Source organism: Pseudoxanthomonas sp. PXM01 (assembly GCF_014851815.1).
In the GTDB taxonomy this organism is placed as follows: domain Bacteria; phylum Pseudomonadota; class Gammaproteobacteria; order Xanthomonadales; family Xanthomonadaceae; genus Pseudoxanthomonas_A.
The window spans coordinates 1,327,267-1,347,966 of record NZ_JACVAJ010000001.1 but is presented as its reverse complement, the minus strand read 5'-3'; the positions used below and the strand labels follow the sequence as shown (position 1 = coordinate 1,347,966).

Sequence of the window (20,700 nt, the reverse complement as noted above, 5' to 3'; positions counted from 1 at the left end):
GCGGTAATGCCCTATATGAGAGGTGGCGAAAGGCCGATGGCCGGGGTCCGGCGGGTATACTTCACTGGTCTTTGCCCGCGCTCGGTGGGCATCCCTGAACGGATATCGATATGGCCCGCGGCATCAACAAAGTCATCCTGGTCGGCAACCTCGGCAACGACCCCGAAACCCGCTACACGCAGGGCGGCATGGCGATCACGCGGATCAGCCTGGCCACCACCAGCGTGCGCAAGGACAAGGACGGCAACCAGCAGGAACGCACCGAATGGCACCGCGTGGTGTTCTTCGGCAAGCTCGGCGAGATCGCCGGCGAATACCTGCGCAAGGGCAGTTCGGTGTACGTCGAGGGCTCGATCCGCTACGACAAGTACACCGGCCAGGACGGGCAGGAGAAGTACTCCACCGACATCATCGCCGACGAGATGCAGATGCTCGGTGGCCGCGAAGGCGGCAGTGGCGGGTCCGGTGGTGGCGACCGTCCGGCGCGTGCGCCGCGGCAGGATTATGGCAACCAGGGCGGTGGCGGCGGCCAGCGCCGTTCCGCGCCGGCACCGGCTTCGCAGCCCGCGCCGATGGACGACTTCGCGGATGACGACATCCCGTTCTGATCGATGCGCGACCGGTTGATGCGGCAGCGATAACACTTCGATTTGAGTTCAAGGAGCAGTACATGCCGACGTGGCTTGTCACCGGCGGCGCCGGTTTCATTGGAGGGAACTTTGTCCTGCGCGCCGTCGCGCAGGGCGTCAAGGTGATCAACCTGGATGCGCTGACGTACGCGGGCAATCTGGACACGCTGGCGTCCATACAAGACAACCCGTTGCATGTGTTCGCCCAGGGAGATATCGGCGACCGCGAACTGGTAGTGCGATTACTGGCTGAGCACCAGCCCGATGCGGTGGTCAACTTCGCTGCGGAGAGCCACGTGGACCGCTCTATCGACGGCCCCGGCGCGTTCATCCAGACCAATGTCGTGGGCACGCTAGGGCTGCTCGAGGCGACGCGCGACTATTGGAAGGCGCTCCAAGGCGAGCGCCGCGAGCAGTTCCGTTTCCTGCACGTATCCACCGACGAGGTCTATGGTTCGCTCGGCGACACCGGCAAGTTCACCGAAACCACGCCCTATGCGCCCAATTCGCCGTATTCGGCGTCCAAGGCCGCATCGGACCACCTGGTCCGCGCGTTCCACCATACGTATGGACTGCCGGTCCTGACGACCAATTGCTCGAACAACTACGGCCCGTACCATTTTCCCGAGAAGTTGATCCCGCTGATCATCGCACGTGCGCTTGCCGGCGAACCGTTGCCGGTGTACGGGGATGGCAAGAACGTCCGCGATTGGTTGTTCGTCGGCGACCATTGCAGTGCGATCCGCACGGTCCTCGAGAAGGGTGGTGTGGGCGAGACCTACAACGTCGGAGGCAACGCCGAGAAGCAGAACATCGAGGTAGTGCACACGGTTTGCGCGCTGCTTGATGCGCGTGCTCCGCGCGAGGACGGTCAGTCGCGCAGCAGCCAGATCACCTTCGTTGCCGACCGGCCCGGACATGATCGCCGTTACGCGATCGACGCATCAAAACTGCGTGACGAGCTGGGCTGGGAGCCCGCATATACCTTCGAGCAGGGCATCGGCGAGACCGTCGACTGGTACCTGTCCAACCAGGACTGGGTGAAGCGCGTCCTCGATGGCAGTTACCGTCTGGAACGCATCGGTACCGCTGCTTAAGGACGCAGGAAGATCATGACGACGCGCAAGGGCATCATTCTCGCCGGCGGTTCCGGCACCCGTCTCTATCCGCTGACGCAGGCCATCAGCAAGCAATTGCTGCCGGTCTACGACAAGCCGATGATCTACTACCCGCTCAGCGTGCTGATGTTGGCAGGCATCCGCGAAGTACTGGTGATCAATACGCCCCACGAACAGGCGCTTTTCCAGGCGCTGCTTGGCGATGGATCCCAGTGGGGCATGGACATCCAGTACGCGATGCAGCCCAGCCCGGATGGATTGGCGCAGGCCTACCTGATCGGCCGCGACTTCGTGGGTGGAAAACCCAGTTGCTTGGTGCTGGGCGACAACATTTTCTACGGCCATGGGTTCACCGAAATGCTGCGGCGTGCCGATGGACGGGACGTGGGTGCCACTGTGTTCGGTTACTGGGTCAACGATCCGGAGCGGTACGGTGTTGCCGAGTTCGACAAGGATGGACGCGTCGTCGGCATCGAAGAAAAGCCAGTCACGCCACGCTCCAACTACGCGGTTACCGGGCTCTACTTCTATGACGGGCATGCAAGTGACTACGCTGCTTCGCTGAAGCCCTCACCGCGTGGTGAGCTTGAGATCACCGACCTCAACCGGCTGTACTTGGATGCAGGTAACCTGCACCTGCAGCCCCTGGGGCGCGGGCATGCGTGGCTCGATACAGGAACGCATCAGTCCCTTCTTGAGGCTTCGAACTTCATCGAAACCATCGAGGCGAGGCAGGGCCTCCGGGTCTGCTGTCCGGAAGAAATCGCTTTCGGCAACGGCTGGATCGATGCCGCCCAGGTCGAGAAGCTGGCGGCCCCACTCGCCAAGAACGGGTACGGCCAGTACTTGCTGTCGCTGGCAGCGCGAGGCGTGGTGCGATGAAAGTGATTGAAACCAGGTTGTCTGGTTGCGTCGTGATAGAACCGGCTGTTTTTGGCGATGAGCGCGGCTTCTTCTTCGAAACCTGGAACGCAGAGCGCTTCGGCGAACGCGGATTGCCCACGAAGTTCGTCCAGAGCAACATGTCGTCGTCGTCCCGCGGTGTGTTGCGCGGCCTCCACTACCAGTGGCCTAGCCCGCAGGGCAAGCTGGTCAGCGTGCTCGAAGGCGAGGTCTATGACGTGGCGGTCGACATCCGTCGGGGCTCCCCCACGTTCGGTCAGTGGGAGGCCGTGATGTTGAGCGCGGAGAACAAGCGCCAGTTCTGGATCCCGGAAGGCTTCGCGCACGGTTTCGCCGTGGTGTCCGAGCGCGCTGTGTTCAGTTACCTGTGCACCGCCGTGTACGACAAGGTGGCGGATGCCGGCGTGCGCTGGGATGACCCGGCGATCGGCGTCGACTGGCCGATCAGCGATCCCCAACTGTCGGCGAAGGACGAGGCTGCTCCATTGCTGGCCGACATCGCGCCGGAGCGTCTGCCGACGTTCGCGCCATGACCATCCTGCTGCTGGGCGGCAATGGTCAGGTGGGGCACGAGCTGCGGCGCAGCCTGGCTTCCTTGGGAAACATCGTCGCGACAACGCGCTCCGGTGAACTGCCCGATGGCGGACGCTGCGAGATCGCCGACTTCGATCGCCCGGACACACTTGCCGACCTGGTGCGGCGGATCGCACCCGTCGCGGTGGTCAATGCGGCTGCCTACACGGCGGTGGACAAGGCCGAAGACGACGAGGCGGCCGCTTTCCGTGCCAATGCGGAGGCACCGGCGGTGCTGGCGCGCGCCTGTGCGGAGCTCGGTATTCCGTTCGTCCATTACTCGACAGACTACGTGTTCGACGGGCAAGGCACCCACCCTTATCGCGAAGACCAGGCGACGGCGCCGCTGGGCGTCTATGGCGCCAGCAAGCTGGCTGGTGAGCACGCCGTCCGCCAGGAGGGCGACGGGCACCTGATCCTGCGCACGGCCTGGGTCTACGGCGGACGCGGCCATAACTTCCTGCGGACGATGCTGCGGCTCGGTGCCGAACGGGATGAACTGCGCGTCGTGGCGGACCAGCGTGGGACGCCGACGCCGGCCTACCTGATCGCCGATGTCACCGCGGCGCTGCTGAAGGACGGCGCCGCACCGCGAGGCACCTACCACCTGACGGCCGGTGGCGAGACCAGCTGGCACGGCTTCGCGACGGCCATCCTGGACGGGGCGGCCGAACGCGGGTTGATTGCGCGGGCACCCCGCGTCGAGCCGATCACGACATCCGATTTTCCGACGCGCGCGACAAGGCCGGCTTACTCTCGCCTGGATGTGGCGAAACTGGAGGCCGTACTGGGTCGACCAATGCCGGATTGGCGGGAAGGCCTCGACGTGCTGCTCGATGCGCTGGCCAGGGGCCGGGCCGCATAACCTCATACCCTTCTCCCTTGGCTGGATTGCGTGACCGCCACGTCGCCGCTATCGTCCCGCACCAAGGGAAGCCATCAGGGGAAGGATATGTTGCAGGGGATCAAATGGGGGCTGGCCGCCTGTCTGGCGCTGGCCAGCGGCATCGCGTCGGCGCAGGTGGACGTGAATGCCTTCGTCCGCAAGGACCAGTTCGAAGATATCAAGCTGTCGCCGAACGGCGAGTACCTGGCCGCCACGGTGCCTCTGGAAGACAGTACGGCGCTGGCGATTACCAGCCGTGCCGAAACCAAGATGCTCGCCACGTTCAGCATGGGCAAGAACACCTATGTCGACGATTTCTGGTGGGTGAGTCCGGACCGCGTGGTGATCGCGGTCGCGGAGAAGTTCGGCCAGCTCGATCGCCCCGTTCCCACCGGTGAACTCTACGCGATCAGCGCGAATGGAGGGAAACCGACGATCCTGGTGGGCTACCGCATCGGGACGCAGCAGGTCGGTTCGAACATCCAGCAGAAGAAGTCCGAGCAGGTGTCCGCCGAGCTCATCGATTCGCTGCCTGGCGACGACAAGAACGTGCTGGTGGCGATCTGGCCGTGGGCGGACGAGCCGTACACGCGTGCGGAGCGCATGGATGTGTTCACGGGACGTCGCAGTCCGGTCGCGCGTGCGCCCGTGCGGCGTGCGCACTTCACGACGGACAATGCCAGTGCGGTCAGGTTCGCCCTTGGGGCCGGAGGCGACAACGTCAGCAAGCTGTTCCATCGCGCACGCGATGGCGACGAATGGAAGCTGGTGAACGATGAGGCCGTCACGGGTCGCATCGAGGCGCCCTTGGGATTCGCCGAGGACAACCGCATCGCCTATCTGCAGGTCGAGCAATCGCAGGGCCCGGATACGGTGGTGGCTTACGACACGGTCTCGGGTGAGCGCAAGGAAGTTTTCCGGAATGCCAACGTCGATCCGGGAACGGTGATCTATTCCAATGGCGTGCGTGACGTGCCTTTGGGCGTGTTCCTCGCCGATGGCAAGTGGAGCACGGCGTTCTTCGATTCCAAGGCGCCTGAAGCGCACCTCTACCGGAGTCTGGAAGCAGCTTTCGCCGGGCAGCGGGTACGCATTACTTCCAGCACCGACGACGGCAGGCTCGTGCTCGTCAGCGTCAGTTCTGATCGCAACCCGGGTGAGTTCTACATCTTCGACACGCAGGCCAAGAAAGCCGAATTCCTGCTGGCGCGCCGGCAGTGGCTCGACTCGGAAAAGATGGCGGATATGCATCCCATCCGCCTTAAGTCGCGTGACGGCGTCGACCTGCACGGCTATCTCACGGTGCCGCGCGGCGTCAGCGGAAAGGCACCGATGATCGTGGTGCCGCATGGCGGCCCATTCGGCGTGCGCGACTACTGGGCCTTCGAAGAGGAGACGCAGATGTTGGCGAACGCCGGCTACAGCGTCCTGCAGATCAACTTCCGCGGTTCCGGGGGTTACGGCCGTCGCTTCCATCAGGCGGGTGCCCAACAGTGGGGCGGCGCGATGCAGGACGATGTGACCGATGCGACCCGATGGGCCATCTCGGAAGGCCATGCGGATCCTGCGCGGATCTGCATCTACGGAGCCAGCTACGGGGCGTACGCGGCGCTGATGGGCGTTGCAAAGGAGCCGGCGCTCTATAAGTGCTCTGCTGGCTACGTGGGTCTGTACGACCTGCCCATGGTGTTCCAGCGCGGCGATATCCAGGAGACCATGTCGGGCGAGACCTTCCTGCGCGACTGGTACGGCGACAAGGCGAAACTTGCGGTCGTGTCGCCCACGAACCTCGCCGGCCAGATCAAGGTTCCGGTGTTCCTGGCGGCAGGCGGCGAAGACAAGCGCACGCCGATCCAGCACACCGAACTGATGGAGCGCCGTCTCAAGGCGGCGGGTGTGCCGGTCGAAACGCTGTACTACAAGACCGAAGGCCACGGCTTCTACAAGCCGGAGCATCAGAAGGAGTACTACACGCGGCTGCTCGCCTTCTTCAATCGGCATCTCGGCGGCGCGACGGCGAAGTAGTCCTGACTCCGTTCCCTGCCAACCAACGGCGCCCTCGGGCGCCGTTGCTTTTCAAGCACTTCGCATCATCCGCTTCAACACCGGAGACACGATCAGCGCGACCGCGCCGCAGCCCAGGCCGATCCACATCATCAGCCAGAACAGATCGGCATAGCCCGCCGCGGCCTGGGCGAGATCCCAGGCCTCGCCCTCGGGAACGTCCAGCGCAGCCAGCTTGCCGAACTGCGCGGCCAGCGTCTCCGAGAACGCGGTCGCAAGCAGCCACATGCCCATCATCAGGCCGACCACGCGCGGTACCGACAGTTCGGTGACCGCGGCCAGGCTGACCGGCGCCAAGCACATCTCGCCGATTTCCAGCAGCAGGTAGGCCAGCACCAGCCACCACACGCTCGCCATCACGCCGGTCTCGCCGACCTGCTGCGCGGCCAGCGCAAGCGGTACGAACGACAGGCCACCGAACACGAGGCCCAGCGCGCCCTTCAGCGGTTTGGACGGGTCGCGTCCGTAGCGGCCCAGCGTGGCCCACAGCCACGCGAAGACCGGTGCCAGCACCACCAGGAACAGCGCGCCGAGATACGTCAGCGAGCCGGCCGTCTGTGGCAGCACGATCGAATCGCGCAGGACCAGCAACACCATGAGCGCCGCGGTCGCCAAGAAGATCGCGCGCGGAAGCCGTGGGCTGGCGCGGCGTTCGCCGGTGCGCACGGCGACGACGAACGCGACCGGCATGGCCAGCAGTCCCCAGGTCGACCATGGCGCGGTGCCCACGAACAGTCCGAGGTTCGCCAGAAGATCGTCCGACCACACCAGCACGCCCGGCGCATGCACCAGCGACGGAAAGAGGTCCTTGGTCAACAGACGGTCGGTGAACATCACCCACGAGCCGTAGGTCTGCTCGTACAGGGTAAAGAACACCAGGCACATGAAGATCATCGCCATCAACGCGAGCATCTGCCGCCGTTGCGGCGCAGTGCACTGCGTAGTGACGAACCAGGTGAACCAGCCGAGCACCAGCAACAGCACGACCAGCATCAGCACCAAGGCGAGCGACAGCTCGCCACCCAGTGCGAACGCGCCGTTCGCCGCCGCCCACATCAACCACGCCAAGGGCAGCACGCCGAGTCCCGCGCCGAGATAGATCATCCATTCGCGCCTCACGCCCAGCACGGATGCACGCAGTGCTGCCGGTGAAGGCGGTTCGGCATGCCCCTGCAGGTAGCGCTGCCCCCACAGGAACATCGCCAGTCCCAGCAGCATGCCGATGCCGGCGGCGCCGAAGCCGTACTTCCAGCCCAGCGTCTCGCCCAGGTAGCCACACACCAGCGACGCCAGCAGCGCGCCGAGGTTGATGCCGGCGTAGAACAGGCTGAAACCGCCATCGCGGCGCGGATCGCCGACGGGATACAGGCGGCCGACGATGCCGGTGATGTTCGGCTTCAGGAAGCCCACGCCCATGACGATCAGCGCCAGCGACAGATACATCGTGCGCAGCGCACTCTCGTCGCGCGTCACCACGCCGCCGTCCGACACGGCCGCTACGCCTTCCAGTGCCATGCCGGCATGGCCCGCGACCAGCAGCAGGCCGCCGAACACCACCGCCTTGCGCATGCCCAGCCAGCGGTCGGCCAGCAGGCCGCCGATCACGGGGATGCAGTAGACCAGACCACCGTAGGCACCGATCAGGTCGTAGCCGGCGCCGTCGGCGAACAGGTGGTACTTGGTCAGGTAGAGCAGCAGCAGCGCCTTCATCCCGTAGAAGGAGAAGCGCTCCCACATCTCGGTGAAGAAGCAGACGTAGACGCCCTTGGGATGGCCCAGGAAGTCGTCGCGACCGGTGGCCGCGGGGGCAGGGTGGCTCAAGGAGCGCTCCGGCTTCGGAAAACCCGGCGAGTATAGGCGGCGCGCCCGCCGACGCGGCTGGACTTGCCGGACGGCGGACGCTAGCGTGTCCGCCTTCTGCCATTCGGGAACGCGCCATGAGCTCGCCGGGGACCCCGCAACTTACCTTCCGCGCCGTCGTGCTGGCCATCGTGCTCGCCGTGGTGCTGTCCGCCGCCAATGCCTACCTGGGCCTGTTCGCCGGCCTGACCGTGGCCACCGCCATCCCGGCGGCCGTCGTCTCGATGGGCGTGCTGCGCCTGCTGGGTGGCGGCACGATCCTGGAGAACAACATCGTGCAGACCGGTGCCTCCGCCGGTTCGTCGATCGCGGCCGGCGTGATCTTCACCATCCCGGCGCTGATCATCCTGGGCTACTGGCAGGACTTCCAGTATTCGTGGGTGCTGGCCATCGCCGGCCTCGGCGGCCTGCTGGGCGTGCTGTTCTCGGTGCCGCTGCGCCGCTCGATGATCGTCGAAGAGCCGCTACCGTTCCCCGAAGGCAAGGCTGCGGCCGAAGTGCTGAAGGCCGGTGAGAATCCCGGTCCTGGCCTGAAGATCCTGGCGTTCTCCGCCGCCATCGGCGCGGTGCTGAAGGTCGCCGCGCACAGCGGCATGCGCCTGATCCCGGACACCGCGGCCGGCGCGGGGTTCTTCGGCAAGTACCTCGGCTACCTGGGCACCAACCTGTCGCCGGCGCTGCTGGGCGTGGGCTACATCGTCGGCCTGAACATCGGCATCGTGGTGCTGTCCGGCAGCATCCTGTCTTGGCATATCGCCATTCCGCTGTACCACATGGCGTTCATGGGGACCGATCCGGCGCTGGCGCAGAGCATCGCCGGTGCGGGTGCGGAAGACGTGGCCGGCGCCATCTGGTCCGCCAAGATCCGCTACCTCGGCGTCGGCGCGATGCTGATCGGCGGCGTGTGGACGCTGTTCTCTTTGCGCAAGTCGCTGCTGTCCGGCGTCAAGAGCGGCATCGCCGCCGCGCGCGCAGGCTCGGGCGGCGCCGACGTCGCCGAAACCGACCGCGATCTGCCGATGAAGTGGATGCTGGTGGCGCTGGTGATCTTCGTGCTGCCGCTGCTGCTGCTGTACCAGGCCATCGTCGGCATGTGGCACGTCAGCATTCCGATGGCGATCATCATGATCGTGGCCGGCTTCCTGTTCGTATCGGTGTCGGCCTACCTGGCCGGCCTGGTGGGTTCGTCGAACAACCCGGTGTCGGGCATCACCATCGCGACCATCCTGTTCGCGTCGGTCGTACTGCTGCTGTTGCTGGGCGAAAGCGGGCGCATGGCGGTCGGCGCCGGTGGCGCGCCGTTGGGTGCGGTAGCCGCGATCATGATCGGTGCGGTGGTGTGCTGCGCGGCGGCAGTGGGTGGCGACAACCTGCAGGATCTCAAGGCGGGATACATCGTCGGCGCGACGCCGTGGAAGCAGCAGTTGATGCTGGGCATCGGCGCGTTCTCCTGCGCGCTGATCATGGCGCCGGTGCTGAACATCCTGTCCGAGGCCTACGGCATCGGCGCACCGACGGCCGAGCATCCGAATCCGTTGTCCGCGCCGCAGGCCACGCTGATGGCGTCGGTCGCCAAGGGCCTGTTCGGCGGTGAATTGCCGTGGGGCATCATCGGCATCGGTGCGGTGATCGGCGCCGTCATCATCGCCATCGACGAGGCGCTGAAGGCCAAGGGCAGCAGCTTCCGCGTGCCGGTGCTGGCCGCCGCCATCGGCATCTACCTGCCGCTGGAGCTGATGGTGCCGATCTTCCTCGGCGGCCTGCTGGCCTACCTGGTGGAGAAGCGCCACGGCATGGTCGGCACCAAGGACGAGGAAGCACGCGATCGCATCCACCGCCCGGGTACCTTGTTCGCCGCGGGTCTGATCACCGGCGAGGCGCTGATGGGCATCGCCGTCGGCGTCGCCATCTACGCCACCAAGGACCGCGACGTGCTGGTACTGCCGGAGGCGTTCCAGCAGGGCGAGATCGTCGGCCTGGTGATCCTGGCCATTGTCGGCTGGCTGCTCTACCGCACCGGCGCCAAGTCCAAGGCGCTGGGCGAGGTCGAACCCGGCCCGAAGTGAGATGACACACGGCGCAAAGGCGTGACCTGACGCCTTTGCGCCGCGGCGCGCTTAGCGCCTACCATCGGGGTTTCCCTGTTGCCGGAGCCCCGGATGAAGCTGAAATCCGCCCTGTTGCCCCTCTGCCTGCTGGCCGCGCTGCCGTCGCTGGCCGCCGCCCGTGGCCTGGATGTGCGCGACCTGCAGAAGTTGGATCGCGTCTCGTCGCCCACCCTGTCGCCGGATGGCAGCACCGTGGTGTTCGCCAAGCGTATCGTCGACGCCGATGTGGTGAAGGCCAGCAGCAGCCTGTGGATCCGCAACCTGCTGACCCGCGATATGGCGCCGCCGAAGCGTCTGACCCCGGAAGGCTGGAGCGTCAACTCGCCGTCGTTCTCGCCTGACGGCAAGACGGTCTACTTCCTCAGCGCCAAATCCGGCACGCAGCAGCTCTATGCGCAGCCGACCACCGGTGGCACGCCGCGCCAGCTGACCGACTTCGCACTGGATGTCGCCAGCTACAAGCTCTCGCCCGACGGCACCCGCGTGCTGTTCAGCACCGACACCTTCGCCGACTGCAAGGCCGACTTCGCGTGCACGAAGAAGAGGCTCGACGACACCGCCGCGAAGAAGAGCACCGGCGTGGTCTACGACGGCCTGTTCGTGCGCCACTGGGACACCTGGGCCGATGGCCGCCGCAGCCGCCTGTTCGTGGCTGCGCTGCCGGCAGCCAAGGCGAAGCCGGTCGCCACCGCGACGTCGCTGACCGACAGTCTGGATGGCGATGCGCCGTCCAAGCCGTTCGGCGGTGCCGACGAGTACACCTGGTCGCCGGATGGCGCCTCGATCGTGGCCGCGGTGCGCGTGGCGGGCAAGGGCGAAGCGTGGTCGACCAACTTCGACCTGTACAGGATCGCCGCCGACGGCAGCAGCGCGCCGGTCAACCTGACGGCAGCCAATCCCGCCTGGGACACCGGCCCCGTGTTCAGTGCCGACGGCAAGACGCTGTTCTACCGCGCGATGAAGCGCCCCGGTTTCGAAGCCGACCGCTACGGCTTGATGGCGATGGACCTGGACAACGGGAAGGTCCGCGAGATCGCGCCCGCCTGGGATCGCAGCGCCGACAGCATCGTGCTCTCGGATGACGGCGAAAGGATCTACACCACTGCGCAGGACACGGGCGAACACCCGCTGTTCTCGGTGGACATCCAGAGCGGCCAGACGCGCAAGATCGTCGGCGACGGTAGCGTTTCGGCGTTCGACGTGGTCGGCCGGACGCTGGTGCTGTCGCGCAACACGTTGAAGTCCGGCGACGTGATCTACGCCACCAGCGACGACGTCGGCGCCACCTTGCGCGCCATCACGCCGAGCGCTGGGGAATCGCTGAAGGACGTGTCGTTCGGCGACTTCGAGCAGTTCACCTTCAAGGGCTGGAACAACGAGACCGTGCACGGCTACGTGGTCAAGCCGCACGACTACGTGGAAGGCCAGAAGTATCCGGTCGCGTTCCTGATCCACGGCGGTCCGCAGGGCAGCTTCGGCAATGGCTGGAGCTACCGCTGGAATCCGCAGACCTACGCGGGCCAGGGCTACGCCGTGGTGATGATCGATTTCCACGGCTCCACCGGTTACGGCCAGGCGTTCACCGACGCGATCAGCCAGCACTGGGGCGACCGTCCGCTGGAAGATCTGCAGAAGGGCTGGGCCGCGGCGCAGCAGAAGTACGCCTTTCTCGACGGCAAGAACGCCTGCGCGCTCGGTGCCAGCTATGGCGGCTTCATGGTCAACTGGATCGCCGGCAACTGGAACGAGCCGTGGAAGTGCCTGGTCAACCACGACGGCGTGTTCGATACGCGTTCGATGGGTTACGTGACCGAGGAGCTGTGGTTCACCGAATGGGAGAACGGCGGCACGCCGTTCGACGCGCCGAAGAACTACGAGAAGTTCAACCCGGTCAACCACGTCGCCAACTGGCGCGTGCCGATGCTGGTGGTGCAGGGCGAGAAGGACTACCGCGTGCCGGTGGACCAGGGCCTGTCCACGTTCACCGCGCTGCAGCGCAAGGGCATCGAGTCGAAGCTGCTGTACTTCCCCGACGAAAACCACTGGGTGCTGAAGCCGCAGAACAGCATCCTGTGGCACGACACCGTCAACGCCTGGCTGAAGCAGCACATCGGCCGCTGAGGCCTGCACCGAAGGGCCGGTCACGCCGGCCCTTTTCTTTGACCGAAGGAGTACGCCGCCGATGGCGATCGAAGCCACCGAACCGTCCACCGCGCTGATCCAGAACGACATCGTCCTGTTCGGCCTCATTGCCGGCACGCTCGGCCTGATCTTCTGGCTGTCCAGTGGTCCGACGCCGTTCTGGAAGAAATTCTTCGCGTGGGTGCCGGCCTTGCTGCTGTGCTACTTCATCCCGGCGTTCTACAACACCGTCGGCCTGATCGACGGTGGCAACAACAGTCTTTACAACCCCGTCGCCAGCCGTGTGCTGCTGCCCGCGGCGCTGGTGCTGCTCACGCTGTCGGTCGACCTGAAGGGCATCCTAAAGCTCGGTCCCAAACTGTTGTTCGTATTCTGCGCTGGTACCGTAGGCGTTGTGTTGGGCGCCATCGTGTCGTTCCAGTTGATGCAGTGGATCCATCCCCCGGCGGTGGCCGGCGACACGTGGAAGGGCATGGCCGCCCTGTCCGGCAGCTGGATTGGCGGTGGCGCGAACATGGTCGCCATCCGCGAGGTGTACGCCGTCGACGCGACCCTGTTCGGCCAGTTCGCCGTGGTTGATGTGGCCGTAGCCAGCCTGTGGATGGCGACGCTGCTGTTCCTGTCCGGTCGCTCTGCGCGGCTGGACGCGCGCAGCGGCGCCGACACGCGCGCCCTCGACGAGATGAAGGAACGGATCGCGGCCTACGAGGCCGCCAACGCGCGCATCCCCAGCCTCAGCGACATGATGGTGATCGTCGGTCTGGCATTCGGTGCCGTAGGACTTGCGCACGCCGTGGCGTCGCCGCTGGCGGCGTGGTGCGCGGCCCACGTGGCCAACGCATCGCGCTACAGCCTGGATTCGTCCTTTGTCTGGGTGGTGGTGCTGTCCACGGTGATCGGTCTGGGCCTGAGTTTCACCCGTGTACGCCGGCTGGAAAGCGCCGGTGCTTCGCGGGTCGGCACGATGTTCCTGTACTTCCTGATCGCCTGTATCGGCATGCAGATGGATTTCCTGCAATTGGCGGCTCGCCCAGAGTTGCTGGCCATCGGCGTAATCTGGATGCTGGTCCACATCCTGGTCATCTGGGTGGCGGCGAAGCTGGTGAAAGCGCCGCTGTTCTACTTCGCGGTCGGTTCGCAGGGCAACATCGGTGCCGCCGCATCGGCACCGGTGGTCGCCGCGGCGTTCCATCCGAGCTTGGCGCCGGTGGGTGTGCTGCTGGGGACGGTCGGCTACGCCACGGGCACCGTGATCGCCTATGGCCTGGGCCAGGTACTGCGGTCGATGGCCGGACAGTAGCTCGGCGGCCTTCGGTCCGGCGGTGCGCCGCGCATCGCCGGACCTCCTTTCCCGCGGCGAACCTGTGGGAATGCTTTCGTGGCCGACTCCGTTGCCCCTTCCACCGCGCTGATCCAGAACGACATCGTCGTGTTCGGCCTGATCGCCGCCACGCTCGGCGTCGTCTTCTGGACGTCGTCTCGCGAGACCGGGTTCTTCAAGAAGTTCTACACCTATGTGCCGGCGCTGTTGCTGTGCTACTTCATTCCCGGCATCTACAACAGCCTCGACTGGATAGACGGCGGCGCCAGCAAACTGTACAACCCGGTCGCCAGTCGCGTGCTGCTGCCCGCCGCGCTGGTGCTGCTGACGCTGACCATCGACCTGAAGGGTGTGCTCAAGCTGGGGCCGAAGCTGCTGGCGATGTATGCCGGGGCCTCGATCAGCATCATGATCGGTGCATGGGTAGCCTTCTGGCTGATGGGGTTCATCCACCCGGAAACCGTGGCCGGCGACACGTGGGGCGGCATGGCGGCATTGGCGGGCAGCTGGATCGGCGGCGGCGCCAACATGCTGGCGATGAAGGAAGTTTTCGCCGTCGACGAAACCACGTTCGGACAGTTCGTCGTCGTCGATGTCAGCGTGGGTTACGTGTGGATGGCCGTGCTGATCTTCCTGGCGAACCGCGCGCAGGCGATCGACGCGCGCACTGGCGCGGACACACGGGCGATCGAGGACCTCAAGGAACGCCTGGCCAACTACCAGAAGCAGCATGAGCGCATCGCGACGCTACCGGACCTGATGGTGATCCTCGGCATCGCCTTCGGCACGGTGGGCCTGTCGCATGCGATCGCAGGACCGGCGTCGTCGTGGTTCGCGCAGAACGTATCGTGGGCGAAGCAGGTCAGCCTGCACGAACCCTTCGTCTGGGTCGTCGTGCTGTCGACGTTCGTCGGCCTTGGCCTGAGCTTGACGCGCGCGCGCACGCTCGATGGTGCCGGCGCGTCGAAGATCGGCGCGCTGTTCCTGTACATCCTGATCGCCTGCATCGGCATGCAGATGGACATCGGTTCGCTGGCCGACAAGCCCTGGTTGCTGGCACTGGGCCTGATCTGGATCCTCGTGCACATCGTGCTGCTGGGGTTTCTGGCCAAGCTGCTGCGCGTGCCGTTCTTCTACTTCGCGATGGGTTCGCAGAGCAATATCGGCGGCCCGGCCTCGGCACCGGTGGTGGCGACCGTGTTCCATCCTTCGCTGGCACCGGTGGGCGCGTTGCTCGGCGCGCTGGGTTACGCGACGGGCACCGTGGCGGCGTACATCGTCGGCGTGGTGCTGCGCGGGATGGCAGGGCAGGGCTGACGAAGGAAACCCTGTAGGAGCGACGCAAGTCGCGACCGGAAACATCAACGTCGCGACTCACGTCGCTCCTGCAGAAGTCCAGAATGAAAAAGGGCGAAGCCATCGGCTTCGCCCTTCTTGTTTCTCTCGGGCTCCGCGGCTTCAGCAGCAGCGGAATCCGCTCTTCCCGCCGAACCTGGCCTCCTGCCGCTCGCGGAAGAAGGTCTTGTAGTCCATCGGTTCGCGGTCGGGATGCTTCTCCAGGATGTGCCGGACATAGTTGTCGTAGTCCGGCACACCGCAGCAGAGCCGCGCGGTCTGCACCAGCCTCCGCCACACACGCTTGTGCGTGGCGAAGTGCGAGAGCGGGACGAGTGCGGTGCCCATGGCCTTACAGCCAGACCTTCTGCTGCTCTTCGGTCAGCGCCACGTACGGCGTCTCGCGATCGGTGCGTTCGCTGCTGGCACGGGCCTTCAGGATCGCCTTGACCGCGTACAGCAGCACGCTGAACACCACGAACAGGAACAGCACGGTCAGTGCGGTGTTGACGTAGCTGTTGATCACGACCTGGTGCATCTGGCTCATGCTCTTGGCGGCGCCGAGCAACTGGCCGTCGGCGATCGAGGCCTGGTACTTCTTGGCCTGCGCCACGAAGCCCACCGCCGGATTGCTGTCGAAGATCTTGATCAGGCCCGCATAGGTGGTGCAGATCAGCAGCCACGCGGCCGGCGCCATGGTCACCCAGGCGTAGCGGTCGCGCTTCATCTTGAACAGCACCACCGTGCACAGCATCAGTGCGATGCCCGCGAGCATCTGGTTGGCGATGCCGAACAGCGGCCACAGCGTATTGATGCCGCCCAGCGGATCCACCACGCCCTGGTACAGGAAGTACCCCCACAACGCGACGCAACCGGCCGTGCCGACCACATTGGCGCCCCAGGAATCGGTCTTGCGCAGCACCGGCACGAAGTTGCCCAGCAGGTCCTGCAGCATGAAGCGACCGGCACGGGTACCCGCGTCGACGGCGGTCAGGATGAAGAGCGCCTCGAACAGGATGGCGAAGTGGTACCAGAAGGCCATCATCGCGTCGCCGCTGCCGGGCAGGGCGTCGTGCAGGATGACCGCGATGCCGACCGCCAGCGTCGGGGCACCGCCCGCACGCGAGATGATCGTGGCTTCACCGATCTGCTGGGCCTTCAGTTCAAGCGCCTCGGGTGTGATGACGAAGCCCATCTGGCTGACTGCCGCGGCTGCGCTGTGCACATCCGTGCCGAGGACGGCCGCCGGGCTGTTCATCGCGAAATAGATGCCGGGATCGAGCACCGAGGCCGCGACCAGCGCCATGATGGCGACGAACGATTCCATCAGCATGCCGCCGTAGCCGATGTAGCGGGCGTGGGTTTCGTTGGCCAGCAGCTTCGGGCTGGTGCCCGAGCTGATCAGCGCGTGGAAGCCCGAGACGGCGCCGCAGGCGATGGTGATGAAGAGGAACGGGAACAGGCCGCCCTTCCAGACCGGGCCGTCGCCGGTGCTGGCGAACTCGGTGAACGCCGGCATCTTCAGCGTGGTCACTTCCGGGCTGGCAATGAAGATGCCGATGGCCAAGGCCACGATCACGCCGATCTTGAGGAACGTCGACAGGTAGTCGCGCGGCGCCAGCAGCAGCCACACCGGCAGGACCGCGGCGACGAAGCCGTAGCCGATCAGCATCCAGGTGATCTGCGTACCGGTGAAGGTGAACGCCGGGCCCCAGGTGGGGTGCGCGCCGACCTTGCCGCCGAACCAGATCGCCAGCAGCAGCAGGATGATGCCGACCACCGAGATCTCGCCGATCTTGCCGGGGCGGATGTAGCGCATGTAGATGCCCATGAAGATCGCGATGGGCATCGTGGCGATCACCGTGAACATGCCCCACGGGCTTTCCGCCAGCGCCTTCACCACGATCATCGCCAGTACCGCCAGGATGATGATCATGATCAGGAACGCACCGAACAGCGCGATGGTGCCGGCCACCTGGCCCATTTCCTCGCGGACGAGGTCACCGAGCGAGCGGCCGTTGCGGCGGCTGGAGATGAACAGGACCATGAAGTCCTGCACCGCGCCGGCCAGCACCACGCCGGCGATCAGCCAGAGCATGCCGGGCAGGTAGCCCATCTGCGCGGCCAGCACGGGGCCGACCAGTGGACCGGCGCCGGCGATGGCCGCGAAGTGGTGGCCGAACAGCACGTGCTTGTTGGTGGGCACGTAGTCCAGGCCATCGTTGTTGATGTGCGCAGGCGTGGCCCGCGTCGGGTCCAGCCCGAGCACGTTCTTGGCGATGTACAGGCTGTAGTAGCGGTAGGCGACCAGGTAGATGCAGACCGCCGCCACGACGATCCACAGCGCACTGATCTGCTCGCCTTGGCGCAGAGCGACGACGCCCAGGCAGGCCGCGCCGAGCAGCGCGAGCGCCGCCCAGCCGATCTTGGAAAAACCATTCATTCGGAAACCCTCCAGCAGGTCCCCACAAGGGTCACCCCATGCGGGAAAGCGGTCAATCCGTAATGTCGGATTCAGGCTTCGACTTTGGTCGCAGTCCGCTGGCGTAGGGGCGTCAGAGCCAGCGCGAGCGCTTGAACAGCCGGTAGAGGCCGTAACAGGCCAATGCCACACCGCCGATCAGCAGCGGGTAGGCGAAGCGGCCTTCCAGTTCCGGCATGTGCTTGAAGTTCATGCCATACCAGCTGGTGATGAGGGTCGGCGCGGCGAGCAGGGCGGCCCAGGCGCCGAGCCGCTTGACGATCTCGCCCTGCGCCAGCGTCACCAGCGACAGGTTGACGCTCAACGCGGTGGTCAGCATCTCGCGCAGGGTGTCGGTGTATTCGTTGACACGCAGTACGTGGTCCTGCACGTCGCGGAAGTACAACCGCACTTCCTCGGGAATCAGCGTGCTCTGCGAGCGCGTCAGTTGCGCCAGCACATCCTGCAGCGGCGCGACCGCCAGCCGCATCTGGGTCAGCTCGCGCTTCAGTTCGTACAGCTTCACCACCGTCACCCGGCGATAGGTGTCGGCGAAGATGTCCTTCTCCAGCGCATCCAGCGTCTGCTTGAACTGGTCGATGATCGGCCGGTAATTGTCGACGATGTAGTCGAGCACCGCATACAGCCCGTAAGACGGTCCGAGCGCGAGCAGGTCGGGTTCACGCTGCACGCGCTCGCGCACGGGTGCGTACGACAGCGACGCGCCGTGGCGCACCGTCACCAGGTAGCGCGGCCCGAGGAAGGCGTGGGTCTCGCCGAACCTGATGCGGTCGTCGACCACCTGCGCCGTGTGCACGGCCACGAACAGCGAGTTGCCATAAGCCTCGAGCTTGGGACGCTGGTGCGCGTTCTGCGCATCCTCGACCGCGAGGTCGTGCAGGCAGAACTCCTCCTGCAGCTTCTCGAGGATCGCATCGGCCGGCTCGTACAGTCCCACCCAGATGAAGCTGCCGTCGTCGACGGCCAGCACGTCGCTGATCTCGTCCAGGCTGATGTCGCGCCGTTTTCCGCCCTTGTCATAGACCACGCAGTTGATGACGCATTGGGGCAGGACGGGTTTGGGTTCGGCGATGGCGACGTCATTCATGGCGTGAATCGTGCGCCAGAAGGCCGTGTCCGACAAGTCGGACGTTGATGCTGATGCTGGTGTGGGAGCGACGTAAGTCGCGATGACGGCCTCAGGACACTGCAGGCCCAAGCTCGCGACTTACGTCGCTCCCACAACCAGGTTCACTCACTGCGCCACGAAGCGGATCGCCTGTCCGCCGCCCGGCGCGAGTTTCAGCGTCAGCGTGTCGCCACGCGTCACGCTGCGCTCCTCGATCACGATGTCCTGCGGCGCCGTCTTCCAGTTCGCCTTGTCGCCGTCGCGGTAGATCTGCGCGGTGTAGCGGCGGCCCTCGTCGAGGAAGGACAGCGGCACGCTCAACGTGCGGCCGTCCTCGTCGGTCAGTGAGCCCAGGTACCAGTTGTCGCCGCCGCGTTCCTTGCGCGCGATGGTGACGTAGTCGCCCACTTCGCCGTTCAGCACGCGCGTGTCGTCCCAGTCCACCGGCACGTCCTTGATGAACTGGAACGGCGCCGGGTTCTTCTCGTAGTTCTCCAGCAGGTCGGCCGCCATCTGCAGCGGGCTGTAGATCACCACGTACAGCGACAGCTGCTTGGCCCAGGTGGTGGCAATGCCGTCGGTGGAACGGGTCTTCATGCCGAAGATGCCGGGCGTGTAGTCCATCGGCCCGGCCAGCAGGCGGGTGAACACCAGGTTGGCTTCGTGCCCGGGCGGATTGCCGGGCTGGCCCCAGGCGCTGAACTCCATGCCGCGTGCACCTTCGCGGGTGATCCAGTTCGGATAGGTGCGACGCAGGCCGCTGTCCTTGATCGGTTCGTGCGGATTGACCGAAATATGGCGCTTGGCCGCCTCCGTCACGACCTTCAGGTGGTGGCGGGCCATGTCCTGCCCTTCATGCCACGCATAGTGGCGCTTGCCATCGGTGCCGGTGACTTTCGCTTGGCTGGCGTCCGCGACGTACCCGGTCTTCACGGCCGGCACGCCCACGCGCTTGTACAGGTCGAACGCGTCGCCCAGCTGCGATTCGTAGTGCGCCGCATTGCCGGAGGTCTCGTGATGGCCGATCAGCACCACGTTCTTCGAGCGTGCGTAGGCACTCAGTGCCTCGAGGTCGAAGTCCGGATACGACTTCGTGAAGCTGAAGTCTTCGCCATTGCCGAACCAGTCGCCGTCCCAGCCCATGTTCCAGCCTTCGACCAGCACGCCACCGAGGCCGTGCTTGGCGGCGAAGTCGATGTGCTTGCGCACGTTCTCGTTGGTGGCGCCGTGCTTGGGGCCGGACGCCCAGCTCTTCAGCTCCAGGTGCATTTCCCACCACACGCCGACGTACTTCATCGGCTTGACCCACGATACGTCGCCCAATGCATTCGGTTCGTTGAGGTTGAGCGTCAGACTGGACATCGCCAGGCCGGCGGCGTCGTCGCTCAGCAGCAGCGTGCGCCAGGGCGTGTCGAACGGCGCCGCACGCACGACCTTGCCTTCACCGATGCCCGGCGTCAGGTCGGCCTTCAGGCGACGGTCTTCGACGCGGGTCAGGTTCATGCCGCTGTAGTCGACCAGTGCGGCTTCGTGGATCGACAGATGCGTACCGTCGTCGAACTTGAACGTGATGGGCGTCTGCGCGTCGCCGACCTGCTGTACCGGCGTGCGGTGGTACAGGTACTCCTCGCGGTTCCACTCGCCGGCCGGGATCCACCACGCCGTCGCATCACGCGCCAGCGAGAACTCGGTCAGTTCCTCGCCGATCTTCACCTGCTCCAGTCCGGCCTGCTTCGGAAAGCGGTAGCGGAAGCCGACGCCGTCGTCGAACACGCGGAACACGACGTCGAAGCTGCGGAACGGCTTTGCCTTTTCCTTCAGCGTGACGGTCAGCTCGTTGTAGTGGTTGCGGATGAAGCGGCGCTCACCCCAAGGCTGCTCCCAGGTCTCGTCGAACGTGCGAGTACGTGGCTGCACGATCTCGAGGTTGCGCTCGAACTTCGGCGCGTCCAGCAGCAGGAAGCCCAGCCGCGATGGCGTGAGGACCGCTTGGCCCTTGCGCGAGACCGCGTAGGCGGGGCGGCCGTCGTTGTCGGTGGACAGGTCCACCACGATGGAACCGTCGGGCGAGGCGACGCGCGGACCGGGACCCGCATGCGCGGATGCCGCGACAGCGAACACAACGAGCGTGGAAAGGAAACGGAGCATGCGACCCTCGCGATAGGCAGAGG

15 protein-coding genes are annotated in these 20,700 nt (G+C 65.6%); 10 read left to right on the top strand and 5 right to left on the bottom strand.

All coding sequences use genetic code 11. The features are described from left to right. Positions 1 to 110: 110 nt before the first annotated feature. From IB230_RS06125 to IB230_RS06100, 6 genes are all read left to right on the top strand, one after another. Entirely contained in the window at positions 111 to 608 is a 498-nt protein-coding gene (locus IB230_RS06125) for a single-stranded DNA-binding protein (RefSeq protein ID WP_192270049.1), read from the top strand. A gap of 62 nt (positions 609 to 670) precedes the next feature. Then, positions 671 to 1,726: a dTDP-glucose 4,6-dehydratase gene (gene rfbB / locus IB230_RS06120; RefSeq protein WP_192270047.1), complete on the top strand. Its 1,056-nt coding sequence runs from the start codon at positions 671 to 673 to the stop codon at positions 1,724 to 1,726. Between the two features lie 15 nt (positions 1,727 to 1,741). Next, entirely contained in the window at positions 1,742 to 2,629 is an 888-nt protein-coding gene (rfbA, locus tag IB230_RS06115) for a glucose-1-phosphate thymidylyltransferase RfbA (protein ID WP_192270045.1), read from the top strand. Further along, positions 2,626 to 3,183, top strand: a complete 558-nt coding sequence (gene rfbC, locus IB230_RS06110; protein WP_192270043.1) for a dTDP-4-dehydrorhamnose 3,5-epimerase — start codon at positions 2,626 to 2,628, stop codon at positions 3,181 to 3,183. Before rfbA ends, rfbC begins: the two co-directional genes overlap by 4 nt. Further along, a complete protein-coding gene (gene rfbD, locus IB230_RS06105; protein WP_192270042.1) occupies positions 3,180 to 4,088 on the top strand; it encodes a dTDP-4-dehydrorhamnose reductase in 909 nt (302 codons plus the stop codon). The genes rfbC and rfbD overlap by 4 nt, the downstream gene beginning before the upstream one ends. Positions 4,089 to 4,175: 87 nt before the next feature. Beyond that, entirely contained in the window at positions 4,176 to 6,134 is a 1,959-nt protein-coding gene (locus IB230_RS06100) for a S9 family peptidase (protein WP_192270040.1), read from the top strand. A 51-nt stretch (positions 6,135 to 6,185) separates the two neighbouring features. Here IB230_RS06100 and IB230_RS06095 read toward each other — a convergent pair whose 3' ends face one another. Continuing rightward, positions 6,186 to 7,994, bottom strand: coding sequence for an oligopeptide:H+ symporter (locus IB230_RS06095; RefSeq protein WP_225589220.1), 1,809 nt, complete (start codon positions 7,992 to 7,994; stop codon positions 6,186 to 6,188). A gap of 116 nt (positions 7,995 to 8,110) precedes the next feature. On the opposite strand from IB230_RS06095, the gene IB230_RS06090 reads away from it, so the two are divergent. The 4 genes from IB230_RS06090 (at position 8,111) to IB230_RS06075 (ending at position 14,921) form a co-directional block, all read left to right on the top strand. After that, on the top strand, positions 8,111 to 10,099 hold the full coding sequence (locus IB230_RS06090; protein ID WP_192270038.1) for an oligopeptide transporter, OPT family: 1,989 nt from the start codon (positions 8,111 to 8,113) through the stop codon (positions 10,097 to 10,099). Between the two features lie 93 nt (positions 10,100 to 10,192). Further along, positions 10,193 to 12,262 carry a S9 family peptidase gene (locus tag IB230_RS06085; RefSeq protein WP_192270030.1) on the top strand — a complete coding sequence of 690 codons (2,070 nt, stop codon included), beginning with the start codon at positions 10,193 to 10,195 and terminating at the stop codon, positions 12,260 to 12,262. A gap of 61 nt (positions 12,263 to 12,323) precedes the next feature. Continuing rightward, positions 12,324 to 13,583, top strand: coding sequence for a DUF819 family protein (locus IB230_RS06080; protein WP_192270028.1), 1,260 nt, complete (start codon positions 12,324 to 12,326; stop codon positions 13,581 to 13,583). Between the two features lie 78 nt (positions 13,584 to 13,661). Continuing rightward, entirely contained in the window at positions 13,662 to 14,921 is a 1,260-nt protein-coding gene (locus IB230_RS06075) for a DUF819 family protein (protein ID WP_343227258.1), read from the top strand. A 141-nt stretch (positions 14,922 to 15,062) separates the two neighbouring features. On the opposite strand, the gene IB230_RS06070 is transcribed toward IB230_RS06075, so the two are convergent. The 4 genes from IB230_RS06070 to IB230_RS06055 form a co-directional block, all read right to left on the bottom strand. After that, positions 15,063 to 15,287: a CstA-like transporter-associated (seleno)protein gene (locus tag IB230_RS06070; protein WP_192270026.1), complete on the bottom strand. Its 225-nt coding sequence runs from the start codon at positions 15,285 to 15,287 to the stop codon at positions 15,063 to 15,065. 4 nt (positions 15,288 to 15,291) lie between these two features. After that, positions 15,292 to 17,382 (bottom strand): carbon starvation CstA family protein, encoded by a 2,091-nt coding sequence (locus IB230_RS06065; RefSeq protein WP_192270024.1) that lies wholly within the window; start codon positions 17,380 to 17,382, stop codon positions 15,292 to 15,294. Positions 17,383 to 17,494: 112 nt separating this feature from the next. Next, on the bottom strand, positions 17,495 to 18,508 hold the full coding sequence (gene corA / locus IB230_RS06060) for a magnesium/cobalt transporter CorA (protein WP_192270022.1): 1,014 nt from the start codon (positions 18,506 to 18,508) through the stop codon (positions 17,495 to 17,497). A gap of 147 nt (positions 18,509 to 18,655) precedes the next feature. Beyond that, positions 18,656 to 20,677 carry a glycoside hydrolase family 97 protein gene (locus IB230_RS06055; protein WP_192270020.1) on the bottom strand — a complete coding sequence of 674 codons (2,022 nt, stop codon included), beginning with the start codon at positions 20,675 to 20,677 and terminating at the stop codon, positions 18,656 to 18,658. Between the last annotated feature and the right edge of the window lie 23 nt (positions 20,678 to 20,700).